This is a genomic window from Nitrospirota bacterium (assembly GCA_016180645.1).
Taxonomy (GTDB): Bacteria; JACPQY01; JACPQY01; order JACPQY01; family JACPQY01; genus JACPAV01.
Map to the genome: position 1 here is coordinate 1 of JACPAV010000003.1, position 21,128 is coordinate 21,128.

The window sequence follows — 21,128 nt, forward strand, 5'->3', positions numbered from 1 at the left end:
AGGGGAGGGTCTTCAGACCCTCCCGACAAGAGGGAGCATCTGAAGATGCTCCCCTACGAATCGGCATTCTGTCAGAGGCTCTAAGCTCGACTTTTGCCAATTTCTTGGCGTGTGTGAAGAAATCTTTCCATACGAGGGAGGTTTTGAGGACTCAATTTTGTAACGAGCCCGGAAAACGGCTCCTGTTTCAAAATTCACGGTTGAAAAACGACCTTCCCTCGTGAAGTTATGTTGATACGGCATGGGAAATTGGCAAAAGTCGAGCTTAGGGGCCATTCCGAAGAACGTCAACGCGAACGGCAGTGGCACACTGAGCGTTTGGGTCGGACGAGCGAGGGGAATTCTGGGGAGCGTATGCACAAACATCGCGCTCAGCGCAATCCATGAAACGCAGTACCCTGTCCCCTGCAATGCCGGGCTTCGGGCCTACTGGAACAGCCGGGTGCTGAGGTACTTCTCGCCGCCGTCGGCGAAGAGGGTGACGATGACGCCCTTCTTGATCTCGTCGGCGAGTTTCACCGCCGCGGCGAGGGCCATTCCGGACGATTGGCCCACGAATAGTCCTTCTTCCCGGACCAGCCTCCGGGACATCGCGTAGGCTTCGTCCGTTCGAATCCGGATCGTCCGATCCGGAACGGTCGGATCGTAAATCCTCGGTACAATTTCCACGGCCTCCAGATTCTTGAGTCCTTCGATCCCATGCAACTCCTCAAGCGGCTGTGCCGACACCACCTGAATCCTGCGATTGAACTTCTTCATCCTCCGCCCAACGCCCATCAACGTTCCTGTCGTTCCGACCCCGGCCACGAAGTGCGTCACCCGTCCTGCGACTTGGCGCCAGATTTCGGGTGCGGTGGTCTTGAAATGGGCTTTCCAGTTGTTGTCGTTACCGTATTGGTCCGGGTAGTAATACTTCTTTGGATCTTTCGAAACGATTTCGCGCACCTTCAATATCGCTCCATCCGTCCCCCGGAGTGGGTCCGTAAAGACAAGCTCCGCGCCGTAGGCGCGCAGGATTTGTCTCCGCTCCGTTGACGCATTTTCCGGAAGGCAGACGGTCACACGGTACCCCTTGGCGGCTCCGATCATGGCATAGGCAATGGCCGTATTCCCGGACGAGGCATCAATGACCGTTTTGTCCTTCGTGAGGACCCGGCTCTTCTCCGCCTCCACAATCATGTTGAGGGCGGGACGATCCTTCACCGACCCGCCGGGATTGAACCACTCCGCCTTGGCCCAAATTTCGACGCCGTTCTTCTTGAAAATATGGCGGATAGGCAGCAGCGGGGTCCTGCCGATCTGGTCCACCACGGTGGGAAGGATTTTCACCCCAACTCCTTGGTGCCGATCCCCGGAGTCGGCAAAGATGCCGGCAATCTCCTAGCACCCACCGGCTGCGATTCAACAACGGGATAGTTGCTCGCCGTCGGAGATCGACGGCTCGAATCTGCAAGGAGAGCCTGGGAATGTGTAAGCGGACCTTGCCTGCCGATCCGGAGAACGTCCACCAGATACTGGCCCGTGTAGGAACCCTTGACCTTCGCGACCGCCTCAGGCGTTCCGAGAGCCACAACTTTTCCTCCCGCATCTCCCCCGTCCGGCCCGAGATCGATGATGTGGTCCGCCGTCTTGATGACTTCGAAATTGTGCTCGATCACGATGACTGTATTGCCCAGCTCCACCAGTCGATGTAGCACGCGCAACAAGTTCCGGATGTCGGCGAAGTGCAGGCCTGTCGTCGGCTCATCGAGAATGTAGAGCGTCCGCCCCGTGCTCCTCCGCGACAACTCCTTGGAGAGTTTCACGCGTTGAGCCTCTCCGCCGGAGAGCGTCGTCGCCGCCTGACCGAGTTTCACGTAGCCCAGCCCCACGTCCACAAGCGTTCTGAGCTTCTCACGGATGGCCGGGATATTCTCGAAGAAGACCAACGCCTCGTCCACGGTCATGCTGAGAACTTCCGAGATGTGCCTCCCCTTGTACAGGACCTGAAGAGTTTCCCGGTTGTATCGGCGGCCTTTGCATTCCTCGCACACGACATACACGTCCGGCAGGAAGTGCATTTCGATCTTGATTACGCCGTCGCCTTCGCAGGTCTCACAACGCCCGCCCTTCACGTTGAAGGAAAAGCGGCCGGCCTTGTAGCCGCGGGACCTCGACTCCGGAACCTGCGCGAAGAGTTCCCGGATCGGAGTGAACAGTCCCGTATAGGTCGCCGGATTGCTTCTCGGGGTCCTGCCGATCGGCGATTGGTCCACATCGATTACCTTATCGACAAAATGGGCTCCGACGAGATCGCGATGCGGCCCCGCCGCCGCCCGGGACTCGAAAAGTTTCTGGGCCATCGCCCGGTAAAGCGTGTCCAACACCAGTGAGCTCTTGCCGGAGCCGGAGACTCCCGTGATGCAGATGAACTCACCGAGCGGAAACGAGACGGTGAGGTTCTTGAGGTTGTTCGCAGAGGCGTCCACCAGGGTGATGGACTTCCCGTTCCCCGCGCGCCGTTGCGCAGGCACGGGAATGAAATCCTTGCCGCACAGGAAGCGCCCCGTCAGTGAGTCTGGGCATTTCTCCAGCTCTTTCGGGTTCCCGGCAAACACAACTTCGCCGCCTCGGACCCCGGCGCCGGGCCCGAGATCCACCACGTAGTCCGCCGTGCGAATCGTTTCCTCATCGTGTTCAACCACCACCACGCTGTTCCCCAAATCGCGCAGGAGGCAGAGCGTCTGGAGCAATTTCCGGTTGTCTTTCTGGTGAAGGCCGATGCTCGGTTCATCCAGGACGTAGAGCACTCCGACCAGGTGGGACCCGATCTGAGAGGCCAGCCGGATGCGCTGGCCCTCCCCGCCCGAGAGCGTCGCGGCAGGCCGGTCCAGCGTGAGATAGTCCAAGCCTACATCGACGAGGAACCGGAGACGCTCCACAATCTCCTTCAAGACGCGCTTGGCGATCTCCTGCTCCCGGGCACCCAAAGTCAGGTGTCCGAAAAACTCGATCCCATGGAGGATCGACATCTGGACTACCTCGTGGATGTTCTTTCCACTGACGCGGAATGCCAGGCTCTCCTTCCGGACCCGGGCGCCCTTGCACAGCGGACACGGCTTCTCACCCATGTAGCGTTCAAGCTCCCACTGGTGCCAGCTCCCTTCGAGCTCCCGGTATCGCTCTTCCAACTGTGGGATGACTCCGGCCCAGGTCCTTTCCCTGCGATCGCCCAAGCGCGAAGGTAGATCCACCCGCTCGCTGCCGGAGCCGAACAGGACCATTTTCTGGATGCGATCCGAGAGATCTTTGAACGGTGTGTGGATGCTGAACCCGTAGTGCTTGCCCAAGGCCTGGATCAACGGTTCGAATTCCGACGGCTCCAAATCCTGCCACGGCGCGATGGCTCCCTCGCGCAGGGAGAGCGACGTGCTGGGCACGACGAGGCGTGGATCAAAAAACAGCTTTGTACCCAGCCCCGTGCATTCCGGGCACGCCCCCTGGGGGCTGTTGAAGGAGAACATGCGCGGCGTCATTTCCGGGTAGCTGATCCCGCAGTCCACGCATGCGTACCGCTCGCTGAACAGATGCGTCTCCTTCAGCTTGCCCTGTTCATCGACCACCTCCACCCGGACCAGCCCGCCGGACTTCCCCGGAGCCAGGTAGGAGAATTTCAAGGCCGTTTCGAGAGAATCCGTCAGCCTCGGCCCGAGCTCCGGTTTGACCACGAGGCGATCCACCACCAGTTCGATGTCGTGCTTCTTGTTCTTGTCCAGTTCGATCGGGTCGGCCAGATCCAGGATATGTCCATCCACCTTGACCCTCGCGAATCCGCCCTTGCGGAGTTCCTCCAATTCCTTTCGGTACTCGCCTTTCCGCGCCTGAACGATCGGCGCCAGGAGGTTGAACCGTGTTCCCGCCGCCATCGCGCGGATGCGATCCGCCATCTGTTGAACGGTCTGCGAGTGGATGATCTTCCCGCACTGATAGCAGTGCGGCGTTCCGGCTCGCGCGAAGAGAAGGCGAAGATAGTCGTAAATCTCGGTCACCGTGGCCACGGTCGAGCGCGGATTCTTCGAAACCGTTTTTTGCTCGATGGAGATGGCCGGCGAGAGGCCCTCAATGGCCTCCACGTCCGGCTTGTCCATTTGCTCCAGAAACTGCCGCGCGTAGGCCGAGAGCGATTCCACGTAGCGACGCTGACCTTCGGCATAGAGGGTGTCAAAAGCCAAAGATGATTTACCCGATCCGGAAACCCCCGTGAGGACCACCAATTTGTCGCGTGGAATGGCGAGATCGACGTTCTTGAGATTGTGTTCCCGGGCGCCCCGGATAACGATCCGAGGGCCGGTGATCGAGCCGCGTTCGGACGCAGGCTGAAGCCTGCGGCTACCCGGATGCGATCTCTGGGAAGCGCGCTCCTCACGGGTGCGCTCCTGCCCATTCGAACGGCGCCGGCCGTTCTTACGCGAAGAGGCCATGGGGGGGCGACTCCAGTTCCGCAAGGAACTTCTTGAATCCAAGATCGAGGAAGAGGCGTCGCAGATCCGCCGTCATCCACGGTTTTCGGGAAAGATCGTTCACGGAAAGCCCGAGGTCCAAATCGGTCCGAATCGTCGCCAACTCCCGCGATTGGCGGGCCTTCTCCTCGCTTCCGGTCAATTTCACCTTCGCCACTCCATCGGGCATCGAATCCAGGACCTGATAGATCTTCTCGATCGAGCCGTATTCCGACAATAGTTTCAGGGCGGTCTTCGGCCCAATCCCCGTCACGCCCGGGATATTATCCGATGCGTCCCCGGCCAATCCGAGAAAGTCCGGCATCTGTTCCGGCGTCACCCCGAACTTCTCGATCACCTGATCGCGGCGGAACAGTTCGTCGGACATCGGGTCGTAGACGGAGATGAATTCGTCCACGAGCTGCATCATGTCTTTGTCCCTGGAGACGATCAACACCGGGTACCCCGCTTCGGCGGACCGTTTCGCCAACGTCCCAATGACGTCGTCCGCCTCGAAGCCTTCGCGCTCCAGCACGGGGATCGAGAACCCGCGGACGATATCCTTGATGTACGGGATCTGTGGGACAAGATCGTCCGGCATCGGTTTCCGATTGGCTTTGTACTGGTCGTACAGCTTGTCCCGAAACACCTCCCCTTTCACGTCAAAAGCCATCCCGAGGTACTTCGGATTCTTGTCATGGAACAGTTTGAGGAGCATCTGGGTAAAGCCATAGACCGCGTTCGTCGGGCGGCCGTCACCTGCGGTCAGTCCGCGAATGGCATAAAAGGCGCGGTAGATCTGCGCCGTGCCATCGACCAGGTAGACAGGATCGTTCATTGAACGGGGCATTATACCACGGCTCGCCAGTCGAGGAGCGCCGCGTGGAAACAACCGGGGCGTGCGGATCCGCTAGATTTCGCCGGTTAAGTCGCGGAGGAGGCGACCGGCACCGGAAGGAATCGGATGCCCATGGCCGCAGGCGAGGGTGTCAATGTCCAACTGGGACAGTCGGCGAACGCTCTCCCACGCTTTTCGCGTATCAGCCGTGAACAGGGCATTGGGACCCGTGAGCTTCCCCATGCGAGTATTCATGGCGTCACCCGTTATGAGCGTCCGGGTTTTCTCATTGTAGAGCGCGCAGGAACCGGGAGTATGGCCCTCGGCCTTGACGACTTTCCAGGCACCCGCCGAATCGACAGCTTGGTTCTCCTTCATGAGCTGAACCTTCGCCACCGGCTCGAATCTGAAAAGAATCCGATCGAAAACGAGACTGAGGCCCGTACCCACGACTCCGCGGCCGCGCGGCACCGGCTTCTTTCCCTGGAGAACTTCCGCATCGTCGGCATGGATCAAGACGTTCTCAATGCCGAACTTCCAATACCCTGCGGCATTCCCCAGATGGTCAGGGTGGTAATGGGTGATCACGACCTTGGCGATCTTTTTCGGATCGAAGCCGCCGCTCTCAACCTCCCGAACATATTCGTTGAACTTTCCAGGCGGACCGGCATCTACCACGAACAGATCTCCATCCGAATCGACGAGGTAGGAATTCACGAACCCGCCCGATTCGAGGAGCCAAAGTCCGGGAACAATTTTCTTCAGATGAGTTTCGCGAGTAGTTTAGGCTTGGGAATCGTGTAGCTTCCGTTACGTGGAATGGGACGAATGTCATACTGCTCCATATCGAAACAGCCGAGGATCAATTCAGAGGAGCACTCCTCAAGGAGGTTGGCCGAAACGGGCAGCCAGACACCCTTAAACTCAATCAGGATAGTCACACTGGCACGAACGGGTTTGCCCCTTGATCCATCGGCGAGGACAACGGGGATGGGCTTCGGGTTCTTCACTGGAATCCCAACGGCCCTCGCGATGTCGGCCCTGATGAAGGTTGAGGTGGCCCCCGTATCAAATAGCATGCGGACCCGTTTTTCGCCGCGATTGCCCCTTACCCGAACTGGAACAATAATTTCTCTCATTGGAATGATGATAGCATCAAACCCAACGTGGGTGAATCGGCTCTTCAGTTCGTCGGAACGCCAAGTTGACGCCGACATGTAGCAGATTGATCGTCACTGCCACAATGCCACTGGGCCGACCGTCTTATTGTTGGGCTCAAAATCCTCTTCAATCTTGCCGACCTCCACAACCACAGGGACCCTGGCGATGAGCCCGGCGAGGATACAGGTACCGGTGGGTAGGATCGGGAGGGCTTCGAAGGAGACTTTGTCGAGGTAGGAGACTGACCTTTCGACGGCCTTGATGTCCTCATTGTTGATGAGCCGGTGAAGAAAGTAGTTGTGAAGCTGGGATATGATCGTGGGCGATATGTCGTGTGGGCGCTGGCTCGCTATCGTGAGAAAGACCCCGTATTTTCGCCCTTCCTTGATGATCTCCTCAAAGGTCTCCAACCGGTAATCTTTCCACTGCTCGCTCTCGCGTTCTGACTCCTCCGAGAGGATATTATGCGCCTCATCGACGATCAGATTTAGAGTTCCGGCTTCATCGTCTGCCTCCTTCCTGGCATCGTACATCTTCTTGCAAAGCATCAAGGGAAGGATCTTCCTCATCCTAATGTTAACTTCGCGCAGGGAGACGATCGTGAAATTCGCATCTTCAGCGTCGGTCCGCGCTTGCTGAATCGTTATCACTTTCTTCAAGTCATCAACCCGCTTGTCGAGCCGCTTGATCAGGGGTGCAAGATGTTCCCGGTTGGAGAATCCGCGGATGATGTCCTGGTAGTACTGGATGGTAATACGGAGACGGATCTCGTCGATCGGAGTCATGTTGGCTACCGAGACCTGCAGTGGAGACACCTTCGCTTCCACAACTTGTGCCTTGAACTCGGGCGCGTTTCCGTATATCCGCGGTCCGCCGCTTTCGTAGTAGTACGTGGCTTGAACATTGTGGAATTGCAAATGGGATTCGAAATCGTCTGCCAAGGCCGCAATGTCCCCGTGGCCACCGAGGCATTCATTCAGTTCCCTCAGAAAACTGACCACGATGCCTTTTTCTATCGTCCTGTCGCCCTTCATGATCGCAGAGAAGATGATTTCCACCATCAACAGCTTCAACCGAACCGCGTCTCGCACCATGTCTGAGAGATAAGGGCTGGACAGCGCGCGATTCAAGAAAGGGGTCTGCGTTTTTTCAGTTGCCTCCAGGAAAACAACCCAGAAGGCCGGATCGTTGATCATCTCATGCGATATCGGGAAGCGATCACCGCCTTCTGGCAGCCTGGTCGAAAGCTCGTAGATGTTCTTGTATCGCGGCTCAACTATTACGTTCCTATCGAAACCGACATACTCTCCGTTGAAGTCAATCAGAAAGAACTTGGCGTGTCGCTGGAAGTTTGGACGATCCTTGTATTTCCTCAAGAGCTCACGATATATCTTGGCCAGCGTGTATGACTTCCCGCTCCCAGTGTTTCCAAAGATTCCAATATGACTGGCAAGTAGGCTGTTGACCCCAACACGAATGTCCTGCCCTTTCTCCATCGCCAGCGTGCCAATGGTGATCGGATCGTCTCCCACAGCCAGGAAATCGTGAACCTTCTCAACCTCGTCTCTGTGCAGCAGGAAACATTCGTTATCGATCAGGGGAAGCTCCTTGATCCCACGCTCGAACCGGTTGCCTTCAAGAAATCCAAGCAGCTTCACGACAAGCGTCCGGCTGACCCTCTGTCTTCCGCTAGCGTAGTCTTTCTCCCTGGTCTGGAGGTCTTCTCCGATGTACTCACCATCAACCTTGCCGATGATTCTGGCGAACCCCTTGGAAATTTTCACGTAACCGCCTACTGCAATGTTCCGATGCACCCCGCCCTGGTAGATCAGGTGGGACGAGTTCTTCATCTTGTCGACGGCAACCTTGACAACGCGTCCGTCAACCGATATCACTCGGCCGATCTTGAAGATCGCATCATCCGCGATCCTCTCGTTATTCATCTACGTTCCCCCCGGTGGCCTCCCCTTCAGCCATTGTCACGCGGCTCGGCCCGGATGGAAATGGCTGATCGGTGATACTCGAAAAGAGCCTGCGGCTGATCTCTGCGAGCGTGTACTTGAACTCGTCTGAAGGTAGGGAACCCGACTGGGCTTTTTGAGTCGGGGCGATGATTTTCACGTTGCGGTTCTTGAACTGCGACCCTAGGTTGGTCTCGATATCTTGCCGCGCTTCCGCGCTGTAGGCCACGATGTAAATCATGAGCGTCGGATTGGAGTCCGCAGCGCGAAGGGTGATGGCCCGGAGGTGCTCGTCCGCGAAGGAGAAACCAAGGACAAAGAGCGCGGTGTTCTCCTTTTCCATCTCATTCGAGAATATTCGGAGAAGCTCGTAATACTGATGGTTGAGGAGAGTGAGTTTGAATTTTTCCTTGGTGGGGTTGACAATGAGCAAATCCTCGTATGCCTGAGCAAAGCAATTCATCCACCCTTCGAACTTGTGGCCAGTGGCCGCGGTGGAAAGTGTCTCCACAGTGGTACCCTCTGGCACGGCTAGAACCTCAGGCAATCCCGCTCGCAGTTCTTTCAAGCGTCGGACCGCCGACAGGTCACTGGAGAAGCCCATTCGTACGCCGGGCATCTTGCACCAAGTCAAGGAGCCATGGACCTTCAGCAGGTTGAAAACGGGTATCTCTGACACGTTGTCGTATTGGAGGCTCCGTTTGAAATGAGACTTCTTGAAATTTCCAAGGTCGAAGGTCGGGGCAAAGCGTCCGCCAAATCCGTCGTTGAATTCCAAGGACAGCTTCTCTAGAGCCTTTTCCAAGAAGATGTCTAGGTTGGTCGTAAAGAGATTCGCCTCCTTGCCAAGGAGCGTCGATTTTCGGTCAAGCAGTATCCCGTTGATTATCCTTAGGAAGTCACAGTAGTGTCCGAGAGTCTCGTCCGCCTCCACCGCTGAGTCCAATATGTCGACGTTTCTGGAAATGGCTGCATCGAAGTATTTGCAGTAGAGGGCGAATCGAATGACTTGCTTCTTCTCCACCGGCAAGGCACTCACCTCTACTTCGGTCAAGAGCTTTTCGATGCCCCCCAGTGTCGCCAGATACGGTTGCGACAGCCCCGCCCCCAACAGGAAGTTGAGGTTACAATCCTGAAGTACGGCCTTGAGGTTCTCGATCATGGCAAGGACGTTGTACCGTCATTGGGTTCCGTCTTTGAGTCATTGTTGATATTCTTGGCGTCCCCCCGAGTTCTTGACCGTTCTTTTTAGGTGAAAATCGGAAACAGTGACGTCCGAAGATCCGCCGCTTGCCCGGCGATGCGGGGTGACTGCCGTTCACACAGGCAGGACGCCGTGCTTGCGCCAGGGGCGCTCCACCACCTTGTTCCAGTAGAGGTCGAGACCTTGGGCAAGCTTGAGCCGGGTTTCACGGGGATCGATCACGTCATCCACCAGCGCCCATCCGGCGGACTTGTAGGCGTTGATGTACGGACGGATCATATCGGCCATGTTCTTCTTGGCTTCCTCCGTCATTTCCGCGGCCTTCGTGCTCCGCCCGAAGATGCCGACCATGCCCTCGGCGCCCATGACGGAAATTTCCGCCGTGGGCCACGCGACGATTAGGTCCGGTTCGAAGGCCCGGCCGCACATGACGTAGTATCCCGCGCCGTAGGCCTTGCGCACCACCACGGTCAGTTTGGGAACGGTCGCCTCGCTCACCGCAAAGAGCATCTTCGACCCATGCCGGATGATGCCCTCCTTCTCCACTTTGCTTCCGATCATGAAACCGGGCACGTCCTGGAAAAATACGAGCGGGATGTTGAAGGCATCGCACATCCATACAAACCGAGCGGCTTTGTCGGACGCGTTGATATCGAGGACGCCGCCGTAGTGCATCGGGTTGTTGGCGACGATGCCGCACGGCCTGCCCCCGATCCGCGCGAAGCACGTGATGAGATTCCGCGCCCAGCGGGGCTTCAATTCCAGGAATTTGCCATGATCCGCGACGAGCTTGATAAGTTTGTGCATGTCGTACGCACCGCGCGGATTGTCCGGCACCACTTTGAGGAAATCCTCATCTTTCCGGTCGATCGGATCGTCGCACGGCAGGACCGGCGGTTTCTCGCCGTTGTGAGAGGGAAAATAGCTCAAGTAGTCTTTCACCAGATTGATGCACTGCTCATCATTGGACACTTCCACGTCGCCGCACCCACTCACTTCGCAATGGATTTTTGCTCCGCCGAGATCGTTCTCGTTGATGTCCTCGCCGGTCACCGCCTTCACCAGCGGTGGGCCGCCCAAGGCCATCGAGCTGATGTTGCTGACCATGGGGACAAAATCGGCGAGACCCGGAATGTACGCCGTGCCGGCCATGCCGGGCCCCATCATCGCGGCGACGAGCGGGACCACGCCCGACATGATCACTTCCTCCCGGAACAGGTGACCCGTCCCGGCGAAGAGCGACACCATGTCCGGATGACCCGCTCCCTGCGCCGCCCGGATCCGAGCGCCGCCGGAGTCCACGAACCACACCAGGGGCATTCGGTCCTTCAGGGCGATCTCCCTTATCCGCGTGGCTTTGGTTTCACCCACCTGCCCCATGGACCCGCCGAAGACCGTAAAATCGTATGCGATGACGGCCACCCGGCGGCCGTTCACCTTTCCGTAGCCGCTGACGACGCCGTCGGCCGCCGCATACTCATCGGTCATCATTTGCGTTCCATGAATGCCCATCTCGACAAACGTGCCCGGATCGAAGAAAAGCGCGATGCGTTCCCGGGCTGTCAACTTGTTCCTGTCGTGCTGCCGCTTGATCTTGTCCGGCCCGCCCATGTCCAGCGCACGGGCCCGCCGCTTTTCGAGGTCTTCGACCTGGCCCTGCCAGTACTCCAGCGCGCCCATGGTCCTACGCGGCGGATTTGACGGCAGCGTCCACGCGGGGCCGCAATCCGAGAATCTGGCGCGCTTCATCCACCGTGGCCACCTCCCGGCCGACCATACGGACCATCTTGACGGCCGCCTCGACCAGCTCGCCGTTTGAGCGGGCCATTTTCCCGTCCGGCAGATAGAAATTGTCCTCGAAGCCTACGCGGATGTTTCCGCCGACCACGAGCGCGGTAGCCGTGAGTCTCCAGGTGGCATGACTCACCGGAATGGTCTTCCAGGTGGCTCCTACCGGCAGTTTCCGGATGATATGGAGGAGGTCTTCCGGCTCGGCGGCGGTCCCCCCGCTACCCAGGATCAGGCTGTAATCCGGCGGCGCCTTAAGCACGCCCATTTCGATCAGGTGGTGGGAGTTGTTCACGTGACCGGTATCGAAACACTCGCATTCCGGTTTCACGCCCACCTTGTTCATCTCATTCACAAAGAAGATGATCTCACTCATGTTGTTCTGAAAGGTGAAATCCCAGACGAATTGCTTCCGCTTGGCGGAGTACTTCAGATAGTTGACGCTCCCCATGTTGAGGGCCCCGATATCCGGGCGGATATTCTGGATGTGAGCAATGCGGTCTTCAGGGGGAACGCCAATGGCCCCCGTGGAAAAGTTGATGATGAGAGGGCATCGCGCCAGGATTTCCTCCCGCTCCCGGCGGTACATTTCAGGACGGAGCGACGGCGTGCCGTCCTCCTCGCGTGCGTGGATGTGGACGACCGCGCCACCCGCGTCGTACACCCGTTTGGCTTCCTCTCCGTACTCCTTCGGTGTGTACGGGATGCCTTCCGCCTGCTTTCGGTTGGCCAGGGCGCCGGTCATGGCGCAGGTGATCACCACTTTGTCTTCGAATTTCATTTCAGACCCCTTTCAGTCCTGATGGGAACGATCAAAACCCTTCGAACAACGCCTCGGCCGTGTCCGCGCTTCTAAGGGCCTCCACGATCCGAACGTTCTTTTCCTCCATGAGATTGACCACGGCCGATTCTGCAAGCGGCTGGTCGCCCTTCCACATGACACGGAGAACGGGACGCGTGTAGTCTTCCTCATTGGCGCCGATGACGCGGCCCACGCGGTCGTCGGAGAGCCGCACGTAGCTGCCGATAGGATACAGGGAGATGTACTGGAGAAAGGCGCGAACGCTGTCCGCGTCCACTTCCTTCCGGTAGACCATTTGGAGCGTGAGCCGCATGGCGTCGTGCGGCTTGTAGGCCGCCCGGTAGGCCCGCGGTTTGGTGAGCGCCTCGTACACGTCGGCCACGCTGATCATCTTGGCGAAGCGATGGATTTTGTCCTCCGAGTACCGGCGCGTATACCCGCCGCCGTCCAGCCGCTCGTGCACCTGGAAGACGATCAGCGGAACCGTCGCCGGCATGCCGCGGATACGGCGCAGGATGGTCACCGCGTGATACGGATGCTTGTTCACTTCAATCCGCTCGTAGGGCGTCAGTTTTCCCTTCTTGTTGATGATTTCCTCCGGCACCCAGAGCATGCCGATATCGTGAAGGAGGGCGCCGTAGCCGACCTCGAGAACCTGCGTCGGATTGTACCCCAGGGCGGTGGCGATGTTCATCGCCAAGATGGACACGTTGATGCTGTGGGACGGCAGATAGGTGCCTTGCCAGCGAAGGTTGGTAAAGTTGAGGAGAAGCTCCTTGTCGTCCACCAGAAGACCGATCACTTCCCGGCAGAGGTCACCCACGCGTGAGCCGGAGAAGGTTTCGTTCTCCTTGAGCATGCGCATCATCTTGTCCGTGTGGGTCAGGCAATTCTTGTAGACCCCGAACGACCGCGCGATCTCCGACTCCGTGCGCCGCCGCGCCCGGTCCTTCCGCGAGAGTTCCTTGTGCAGGGGGCGGCCCATCGGACGCACGTCCAAGTCCAGTTCCTGGAGCTGCTTCTCGATCGTCTCGAGGCTCAGATCGACGTCGTCTTTCAGAAGTTCGGAGTCGCGGAACTTCAGGGATTCCACCTTGAAGGGCTGCGGCATTTCCCGGCGGATCATCGAGAGGTAGGCTTCCGGCTCGTGCTGACGCCGCTCCTCCCCCGATCGCTCGCGATACAAATTCACGTAGTTGCGATTGACCAGACCCTTCTTCATTCCCTCCGTGATCTTCACGCCTTTTTCGATCAACAGGACGCCCTTGTCGTTGCTGAGGGGATAGGCCAGTGTGGAGCCCACTTCGAGGTCTTTCACAGGGATCGCCGCCGCCCGGCATTGAAAGAGAAAATCTTCGAGCCAGTCCTCCGGTCCCAACTCGGCCACAATTTGGATCCCGGCTTTCTTCATCAAGCCCACGTGATCGGGTGTGAGGACATCGCCCTTCGAATGAAGGAGCATCCCGCTCTCGTGATAGACGGGATACATCAGCATCACGCCGGTCGCCAGATCATCCACGGCTATCTTTCTCAGGGGTCCACCTCCGAACGGGGTATTCTAGCAATCTCAAGGCGGACTGCAAGTTGGCCTTCCTTTCGTTGGACGGTCCCGATCGGTTCCACCCCGAGCCGCCCCGTGTCCCCCCGAGCCGGCGGGACCCGCCCTCGCATTCCCCTGAGTCCACCGGGTCCGATGGAAGTACACTATAGTAGAACATTTTGTCCGATCGTACCGGTCATGACGCACTGTGTCAAACGGATTCCCTCCGGCTCCTCCCTCCCAGACGCTTGGGGTTCCGCCCGAGGCCGTTCCCTTGTCGCACGCGCGACGTTGGACTACAATGATTCCGAATGGACCCCACCCCCGTCTCACCCGACGATCCTGAACTCCAACCGTTCCAACGTGATCCCGCCGCGACGGACTCCGCAGACATTCCACCGGACCGCCGTGCGGGAACGGTCGCTCATCTCCCCGTCCCCATCCAGACGGACAGCGTGGTCAGGGGCAAGGGCGTCCTCGTCATCGACGACTCCGATCCCACGCGCCAGGCGATCCTTGCCATCATCAAGGAGTCACGCCTGTTCGAAAATCACTACGAAGCCGCCAGCGGAGCCGAAGGCGTGAAGGCCCTCCAGCGGAACGAGATCGACCTCGTCATCTGCGACGTCAACATGCCGGGGATCGACGGATTGAAATTCCTCGGCCTGGCGCGCCGCCATTTCCGCGACATCCCGATCCTGATGCTGACGACCCGGCAGGACTGGCAGACGAAGGTGAAGTCTTTCGATCTCGGCGCCTCCGACTACGTCGAGAAAGGAGACTGGAGCGAGCGGGGACCCGAGCTTCGCGCGCGGGTCAAGACCCATCTCGAACTCAAGAAGAGCCGCGACCAACTCCGCGAACTCGCGAGTGTGGACGAGTTGACGAGGGTGTACAACCGCCGGCACTTCATCGAGGTGATGGAGAGGGAATTCAGCCGCTCCGTCCGCTACCAGAAGCCGATTTCGTTCATTCTGCTGGACATTGACCATTTCAAGGAAATCAACGATACTCACGGCCACCAGGTTGGAGACATGGTGCTGAAAGAACTCGCCGGCCTCGTGCAAACAAGCCTTCGCGGATCGGACGTGGTGGCCCGATACGGCGGTGAAGAGTTCGCCATCATTCTTCCCGAGACCGAACTGGACGGCGCGGTGGCGGCGGCCGAGAAAATACGGAAGAACGTCGCTCGCAATCCCTTTCCGGGCGCCGATGCCTCGCTCCAGATCAAGGTCAGCCTCGGCGTGGCGAATTGGCCCCGCCACAAGGTGACCCACATCGACCAATTGATCCGGGTGGCCGACGACGCGCTGTATATCGCCAAGGAATCCGGGCGCGACAAAGTGGTTGTCGCTCAAGCGTAATTGCAGAAGGAGATCCATGCCCATCTACGAATACCGATGCCCTTCATGCTCTCATCAATTCGAGTACCTCCAGAAAATCACCGACGCGAAGAGCGTGAAGTGCCCGAAATGCGGAACGCGTTCGCGGCGGCAAATCTCAAACACTTCCTTCATCCTCAAGGGTAGCGGCTGGTACAAGACCGACTATGCCTCCAAGGAATCGAAGCGCCAGCGCGAGAGCGACTCGGGATCAACCGACTCGGGGAAGACCGAAAGCAAAACAAAGAGCGAGCCCAAGTCCCAGGCGTCGACCCCCTCGACGGGATCCTCCTCCACCGCCGATTCCAGCCGCTGAGTCCTCTCCTACCCCGATGCCGTCATTCGCCGAGGCCGCAGGTAAGACGTTCCAGAAAGTTCTGATTGCCAATCGCGGCGAAATCGCCGTCCGGGTGATCCGCGCGCTGCGCGAATTCGGGATACGGTCGGTGGCCGTATTTTCACAGGCCGACCGCAAGGCTCTCCACGTGCTCCAAGCGGATGAGGCCGTTGAGATCGGCCCGCCCGCCCCCCGCGAAAGCTACCTCAACACCGAGCGACTGCTCGATGCGGCGAAGAAGACGGGGGCGCAGGCCATCCATCCCGGCTATGGCTTTCTGTCGGAGAACGAGGAATTCGCCCAGGCCTGCGCCGACCGGGGGATCACCTTCATCGGCCCCCCCCCCAAGGCCATCCATCTGATGGGATCGAAAACCCGCGCCCGCGAACTCATGGCCGAGGCGGGCGTGCCCATCGTGCCCGGCATGAAGAAGCCCATCGACAACATCGAGGATGCGAAGGGGCTCGCCCGCGAGATCGGCTATCCCGTTCTTCTCAAGGCCGCGGGGGGAGGCGGCGGGAAAGGAATGCGGATCGTGGAGAAAGAGACGGACTTTGCCAAGCTGTTTGAGCGCGCCACCTCCGAGGCGAAATCCGCCTTCGGCCGCGGCGAAGTGTACATGGAGAAGTACGTGCGCAAGCCCCGACACATTGAAATCCAGGTCTTTGCCGACGCTCACGGCCACGCCGTCCACCTGGGCGAGCGCGAGTGCTCGATTCAGAGGCGATACCAGAAGGTCGTCGAGGAATGCCCTTCGCCCTTCCTCAAGGCGGACACGCGCCGCCGCATGGGTGAGGCGGCGGTTCAGGCGGCCAAAGCGGTCGGCTATGTGAACGCGGGAACCGTCGAATTCGTCGTCGATCCGGACCAGAACTTCTATTTCCTCGAAATGAACACCCGCCTTCAGGTGGAGCATCCGGTGACGGAGCTGGTGAATCGAATCGATCTCGTGAAGGCGCAACTCGGTGTGGCGGCCGGAGCCGCCCTGCCTTGGACCCAGGAGGATATCCGCCCTTCCGGTTGGGCCATCGAGTGCCGGATTTACGCCGAGGACCCCTCGAAGAAGTTTTTCCCGGCCCCGGGGACGATCAGCCGGCTGCACGAGCCTTCGGGTCCATGGGTCCGGGTGGACAGCGGCATCTACGAGGGATGGACCGTGCCCGTGTTCTACGATCCGCTTCTCGCGAAACTGGTTACGTGGGGAGTCGACCGGCTGGACGCCGTGGGCCGGATGAAACGCGCCCTGGGCGAGTTCGACCTTCAGGGCATCCGGCACAACATTCCCTTCCTTCTCTGGCTGATGGACAGCGCGCGCTTCCGCGCAGGCGATCTGGATACGCATTTCATCGATGATGAGTTCCTCTCGAAATCCGTCAACCTCGATAACGGCGCCGGGACCGAGATGGCCGCCCTGGCCGCGGCCGTCTTTCGGCACTTGGATCGCGAATCCGCCTCCGCACAGGTCGCCGCGGGAAATCATTCGGGCGATATCAGCCCCTGGTTGGTCACCGGCCGCAAGATGGCTCTGCGTTGATCCCCATGCGATACACCGTTTTCATTGGAGGACAAACTCACGACGTCGACATCCAACGGCAGTCCGAACGGGTCCTGCACGCCCAGGTTGGAGGACGCACACTTGCGCTGGATGTTTCTCTGATCGATTCCCGGACGCTCTCCCTCCTCACCCAGGGCAACTCCCTTCGCTACAGCATCTCTGGATTGGATAACGACAAAGTGCGCATTTCCCACGGCAGCCACACCTGGGACGCGGAGGTGAAATCGGGATCGGGGGGGACGGTCCATGCCGCCCGGCGAAGCGCGAAAAAAGGCCGCGTGCCCGTACTGGCTCCGATGCCGGGAAAGGTCCTCCGGGTTCTTTGCAAAGAGGGAGACCGCGTGAAGGCCGGGGATTGCATTTCCATCATCGAGGCCATGAAAATGGAGAACGAGATCAAATGCCCGAAGGACGGATTGATTGCCAAGGTCGAAGCACGCGAGGGCGATATCGTTGATTCCGGCGAGACCCTTCTGATCGTGGACGACCCGGCCTGACGGCCCTTCACGGGATCGCATGGCACCCGAGAAAAGCGGATCTCGAATTCGTTGGGAGAGGGAAGTCTACGCCAAGGCGAAGGGAAAAGTGGCGGAGCGGAAGCCGGTTTTCCAAACGACCTCCGGCATCCCCATCGAGCCCGTCTATGACGATTCCAACGTGGATGGAACTGGATGGGCGAATCAGATGGGGTACCCCGGAGAACCGCCTTTCACGCGCGGAATTCAGCCGACGATGTACCGGAGTCGTTTTTGGACCATGCGCCAGTATGCCGGCTTTGGAAACGCGGCGGAAACCAACAAGCGCTATCACTATTTGCTGACGCAGGGACAGACCGGATTGTCCGTCGCCTTCGACCTGCCCACGCAGATGGGACTCGATCCCGACCACCCGCGCGCCGCGGGAGAGGTCGGTCGCGTAGGCGTAAGCATCGCCAGTCTCGAAGACATGGAGGAGCTTTTCAACGGCATCCCCCTCGACAAGATCAGCACCTCGATGACCATCAATGCCACGGCGTCGATTCTCCTCGCGCTGTACATCGCCGCCGCGAGGAAGCGCGGCATCGACCCGAAGGTCCTGCGGGGAACGGTACAGAACGACATTCTCAAGGAGTACGTGGCGAGGGGCACCTACATCTATCCGCCCCGGCCTTCGCTCCGGGTCGTAGCGGACATCATCGAGTACTGCTCGAAACACGTGCCGCAGTGGAACGCGATCAGCATCAGCGGCTACCACATCCGTGAGGCGGGGGCCACGGCGGTCCAGGAAGTCGCGTTCACCTTTGCCCACGCCGTTCAATACGTCCAAACCGTTTTGGATCGGAAGCTCCCGGTGGATGATTTCGCCGCACAACTCTCGTTTTTCTTCGACGTCCACAACAATCTGGTCGAAGAAGTGGCCAAGTTCCGCGCGGCGCGGACGATGTGGGCCCGAATGATGAAGGACCGATTCGGGGCGCAGGACCCGAAATCGTGGACGCTCCGGTTCCATGCCCAGACGGCGGGCTGTTCCCTCACGGCGCAGCAACCGATGACGAACGTCGTGCGTGTCACGATCCAGGCCCTCGCGGCCGTTCTCGGTGGGGCGCAATCGCTCCACACGAACGCTTACGATGAGGCGCTGGCGCTGCCCACGGAAGAGTCCGTCATGCTCGCGCTGCGCACCCAGCAGGTCATCGCCCACGAAAGCGGCGTGGCGGACATCATCGACCCGCTCGGCGGGAGCTGGGCCGTGGAGTCGTTCACTCGCCAAATCGAGGAGCGGGCCGGCGACCTGTTGGACAGGATTCAGGAAATGGGTGGCGCGCTCACTGCCATCGAAAAAGGATATATCCAGAACCAGATCCTCCAGAGCGCCACGGAGTACCAGAGGCTTCTTGAAACCAAGGAAGAGATTGTGGTCGGCGTGAACGCTTATTCCTCGCCGCACGCCTTCGACAAGGCGATTCTGAAGGTGGATCCGCGATTGGAAGAAGCGCAGAGAAAGAGGCTCCAGAGACTTCGCAAGAATCGCGATGCTTCAAAGGCGCAGGCTGCCCTTACGCGGCTGGAAGCCGCCGCACGGGGCATGGACAACCTGATGCCCCCCATTCTCGAGGCCGTGGAGGCCTACGCCACGGTCGGCGAGATTTCAGATACCTTGCGCAAGGTCTTCGGCGAGCACCGCGAGATCAAGATCGTATAGTCAGAAATCAACCTTGAGGTCGCGGACTTCCGTGGGTTCGATGATCGCGAGTTTGTCCAAGTCCGCCGGAGCCGAATAGCCGGTGGGCGTGGTGGAGCCGTTGGACACGTAGCCGCTCGCATCAAAGAAGACGGGATTGTCCAGAGCCATCACGAAGGAAATATTCGCCACCTCCTTGTTATTAGGATCGACTTCGCCCACGACCCGGAGGATGTCCAGGAACTGTGCTTTTGTCATCACGGCATTCGACGTCGGAACGCCCTCCTTGAGTTTGCCGGTGGTTTGGAGCAGCGCCGCGATCGCGGCGAAGTCCATTTCAGCCTTCGGCGCGTTCTTCGCATAGCTGTACACGGCGTCCGTGAAAACGGCCCCGACGCCGTAGGTGGTGAAGAAGTTGGCATCCGTTTTCACGCCATCGGTGGGGACGGCGAGCTTCACCGTTGCGCGGTCCGCCGCCTCATCGATCCTGGCCACGAACACGTAGTTGCGGGCTGCCTGCCCGAACCATTTGTCATCGGCCCCGGCGTAGGGGTGGTGGCTGTTGCCAGAAAGGAGGATGATACTCCCCTGCTTCCGCGCATCGAGCTTGATGGCGTCCATCTTCCAGTCGTCCAGCGGGTCCTGTTTCTCCAGCAACCCCGAAGCCTCGATCACCATCTGCTTGTCGGCCTCGTTCGAGGCGTCGAACGTCAGACGAACGCGTCCCTCTTTGGGCAGCGAAGGATCCATCCTATTGAGATTGAGCGTGATGATGCCCTTTTTGCGGCCGACGTTGTCGAACTCCAGCACGATGATACGCGAGCCATCGGCAGGAAGGGGATCGAGTGTCAATTTGTGTGTCAGGCCCGTTTTCGTGGACTTCTGCACGGTCAGGTTGAATTTCCCATTCTCGATGGGGCCGCTCCAGTTGTCCGGCAGATTCGTCGGGACATTGCCGACGATGTCCTTGATCAGGTCGCGGAACTGGGCCCCGATCCCCACATACAACCGGATGGCACCGAAGATCTCTTTGACCGCCGCCTTTTGGGCCGCCGTGAGGGTCGTCGCCCGTTCGGGGGCGCCACGCACCTGGGATTGAGACGAGATTGATTTTGGAAGGTCGAATCCAACATCTGATGCGCTGACGCCGATTCCACTGGCGCCGCTTACCGATCCCGAGCCTGAAGTCTTCGTGTCCTCTTGCGCCCCGCAACCGGCGAAAGCCAATCCAACCGCGAGAAAACCCGTCAAAAACTTTTTCTCACCCACAGTACACCTCCATTAGATGCCAATTGCCTAACGACCGGACCCTACTCCCCTGCGCGCTGAGCGTCAACCTCTTGGAAGCCTCCCCGCCGAAGGGATCTCCACCGATCCGAGCAATGCATGAATGAAAGACCTGAACCCATGCGGCATGTGACCCCATGCGGCATGCGGTGACCGCATGCGGACCCCATGCGCGTGCGTGCATGTGAGGCGGATCATCCTGAACCCAGGGCGGGGAACCATTCGGTCAGCACCCGTCTCAGCTTCAGGAACGCTGAGTCCGAGCACCTACGAAGGCTCACGCTTCGTGCAATACAGGCGTATATCGAGGACGAGCGGGGAATGCGAGCCTTCTCCAAGACGGCTTCCATTGCGAGGCGAGGGTCGGTTGGTTTTGCACGCCCGGAGATCCAATAGTTGTTGTGTTCCATCCAAGTGCGCATATTCCCCCACCGAGCTTGCCAACCCAAGCAACGTGCTACGTGGGGGGAATCCGCAAAGACCCAGTTTTCAATCTCAGGAACGATCAGGATGACTTCCGCCCTATTTCCCCAGCCGCCAGCGGAAAGAGAGATCTTCAGATTCGATTCGAGGGTGGCCGGTGCCATAGCCTCTTGGCCGCAACCCGAATAGTCGAAAACCACGAGTGCATGCCT

Annotated in this window: 16 protein-coding genes; 5 read left to right on the plus strand and 11 right to left on the minus strand. The window is 59.2% G+C overall.

Going from position 1 to position 21,128, the window contains the following annotated elements:
* Window positions 1–426: 426 nt before the first annotated feature.
* The 10 genes from HYT87_01635 to HYT87_01680 all read right to left on the minus strand — a co-directional run bounded on the left by HYT87_01635 (window position 427) and on the right by HYT87_01680 (window position 13,751).
* Complete coding sequence (locus tag HYT87_01635; protein ID MBI2058451.1) at window positions 427–1,329, minus strand: cysteine synthase family protein; 903 nt, start codon at window positions 1,327–1,329, stop codon at window positions 427–429.
* Window positions 1,326–4,460 carry an excinuclease ABC subunit UvrA gene (gene uvrA / locus HYT87_01640; GenBank protein ID MBI2058452.1) on the minus strand — a complete coding sequence of 1,045 codons (3,135 nt, stop codon included), beginning with the start codon at window positions 4,458–4,460 and terminating at the stop codon, window positions 1,326–1,328. Before uvrA ends, HYT87_01635 begins: the two co-directional genes overlap by 4 nt.
* Window positions 4,444–5,316, minus strand: a complete 873-nt coding sequence (locus tag HYT87_01645; protein MBI2058453.1) for a hypothetical protein — start codon at window positions 5,314–5,316, stop codon at window positions 4,444–4,446. The genes uvrA and HYT87_01645 overlap by 17 nt, the downstream gene beginning before the upstream one ends.
* A gap of 72 nt (window positions 5,317–5,388) precedes the next feature.
* Window positions 5,389–6,033, minus strand: coding sequence for an MBL fold metallo-hydrolase (locus tag HYT87_01650; protein ID MBI2058454.1), 645 nt, complete (start codon window positions 6,031–6,033; stop codon window positions 5,389–5,391).
* A gap of 44 nt (window positions 6,034–6,077) precedes the next feature.
* Window positions 6,078–6,533 (minus strand): retroviral-like aspartic protease, encoded by a 456-nt coding sequence (locus HYT87_01655; protein ID MBI2058455.1) that lies wholly within the window; start codon window positions 6,531–6,533, stop codon window positions 6,078–6,080.
* 15 nt (window positions 6,534–6,548) lie between these two features.
* Window positions 6,549–8,420, minus strand: a complete 1,872-nt coding sequence (locus HYT87_01660; GenBank protein MBI2058456.1) for an ATP-binding protein — start codon at window positions 8,418–8,420, stop codon at window positions 6,549–6,551.
* Window positions 8,413–9,600 (minus strand): SIR2 family protein, encoded by a 1,188-nt coding sequence (locus HYT87_01665; protein MBI2058457.1) that lies wholly within the window; start codon window positions 9,598–9,600, stop codon window positions 8,413–8,415. Before HYT87_01665 ends, HYT87_01660 begins: the two co-directional genes overlap by 8 nt.
* A gap of 156 nt (window positions 9,601–9,756) precedes the next feature.
* A complete protein-coding gene (locus HYT87_01670) occupies window positions 9,757–11,322 on the minus strand; it encodes an acyl-CoA carboxylase subunit beta (GenBank protein ID MBI2058458.1) in 1,566 nt (521 codons plus the stop codon).
* Between the two features lie 4 nt (window positions 11,323–11,326).
* On the minus strand, window positions 11,327–12,211 hold the full coding sequence (locus HYT87_01675; GenBank protein MBI2058459.1) for a 3-keto-5-aminohexanoate cleavage protein: 885 nt from the start codon (window positions 12,209–12,211) through the stop codon (window positions 11,327–11,329).
* 31 nt (window positions 12,212–12,242) lie between these two features.
* A complete protein-coding gene (locus HYT87_01680) occupies window positions 12,243–13,751 on the minus strand; it encodes an HD domain-containing protein (GenBank protein ID MBI2058460.1) in 1,509 nt (502 codons plus the stop codon).
* 332 nt (window positions 13,752–14,083) lie between these two features.
* Here HYT87_01680 and HYT87_01685 point away from each other — a divergent pair, with 332 nt between their 5' ends.
* From HYT87_01685 to HYT87_01705, 5 genes are read left to right on the plus strand one after another with little or no spacing between them, the layout of a single operon-like run.
* Window positions 14,084–15,136: a diguanylate cyclase gene (locus HYT87_01685; GenBank protein MBI2058461.1), complete on the plus strand. Its 1,053-nt coding sequence runs from the start codon at window positions 14,084–14,086 to the stop codon at window positions 15,134–15,136.
* A 16-nt stretch (window positions 15,137–15,152) separates the two neighbouring features.
* Window positions 15,153–15,470: a zinc ribbon domain-containing protein gene (locus HYT87_01690; GenBank protein ID MBI2058462.1), complete on the plus strand. Its 318-nt coding sequence runs from the start codon at window positions 15,153–15,155 to the stop codon at window positions 15,468–15,470.
* Window positions 15,471–15,486: 16 nt separating this feature from the next.
* Window positions 15,487–17,025 (plus strand): acetyl-CoA carboxylase biotin carboxylase subunit, encoded by a 1,539-nt coding sequence (accC, locus tag HYT87_01695; GenBank protein MBI2058463.1) that lies wholly within the window; start codon window positions 15,487–15,489, stop codon window positions 17,023–17,025.
* A gap of 5 nt (window positions 17,026–17,030) precedes the next feature.
* Complete coding sequence (locus HYT87_01700; GenBank protein ID MBI2058464.1) at window positions 17,031–17,543, plus strand: biotin/lipoyl-binding protein; 513 nt, start codon at window positions 17,031–17,033, stop codon at window positions 17,541–17,543.
* Window positions 17,544–17,562: 19 nt separating this feature from the next.
* Window positions 17,563–19,227, plus strand: a complete 1,665-nt coding sequence (locus tag HYT87_01705) for a methylmalonyl-CoA mutase family protein (GenBank protein ID MBI2058465.1) — start codon at window positions 17,563–17,565, stop codon at window positions 19,225–19,227.
* On the opposite strand, the gene HYT87_01710 is transcribed toward HYT87_01705, so the two are convergent.
* Window positions 19,228–20,475 carry a hypothetical protein gene (locus tag HYT87_01710; GenBank protein ID MBI2058466.1) on the minus strand — a complete coding sequence of 416 codons (1,248 nt, stop codon included), beginning with the start codon at window positions 20,473–20,475 and terminating at the stop codon, window positions 19,228–19,230.
* Window positions 20,476–21,128: the final 653 nt, after the last annotated feature.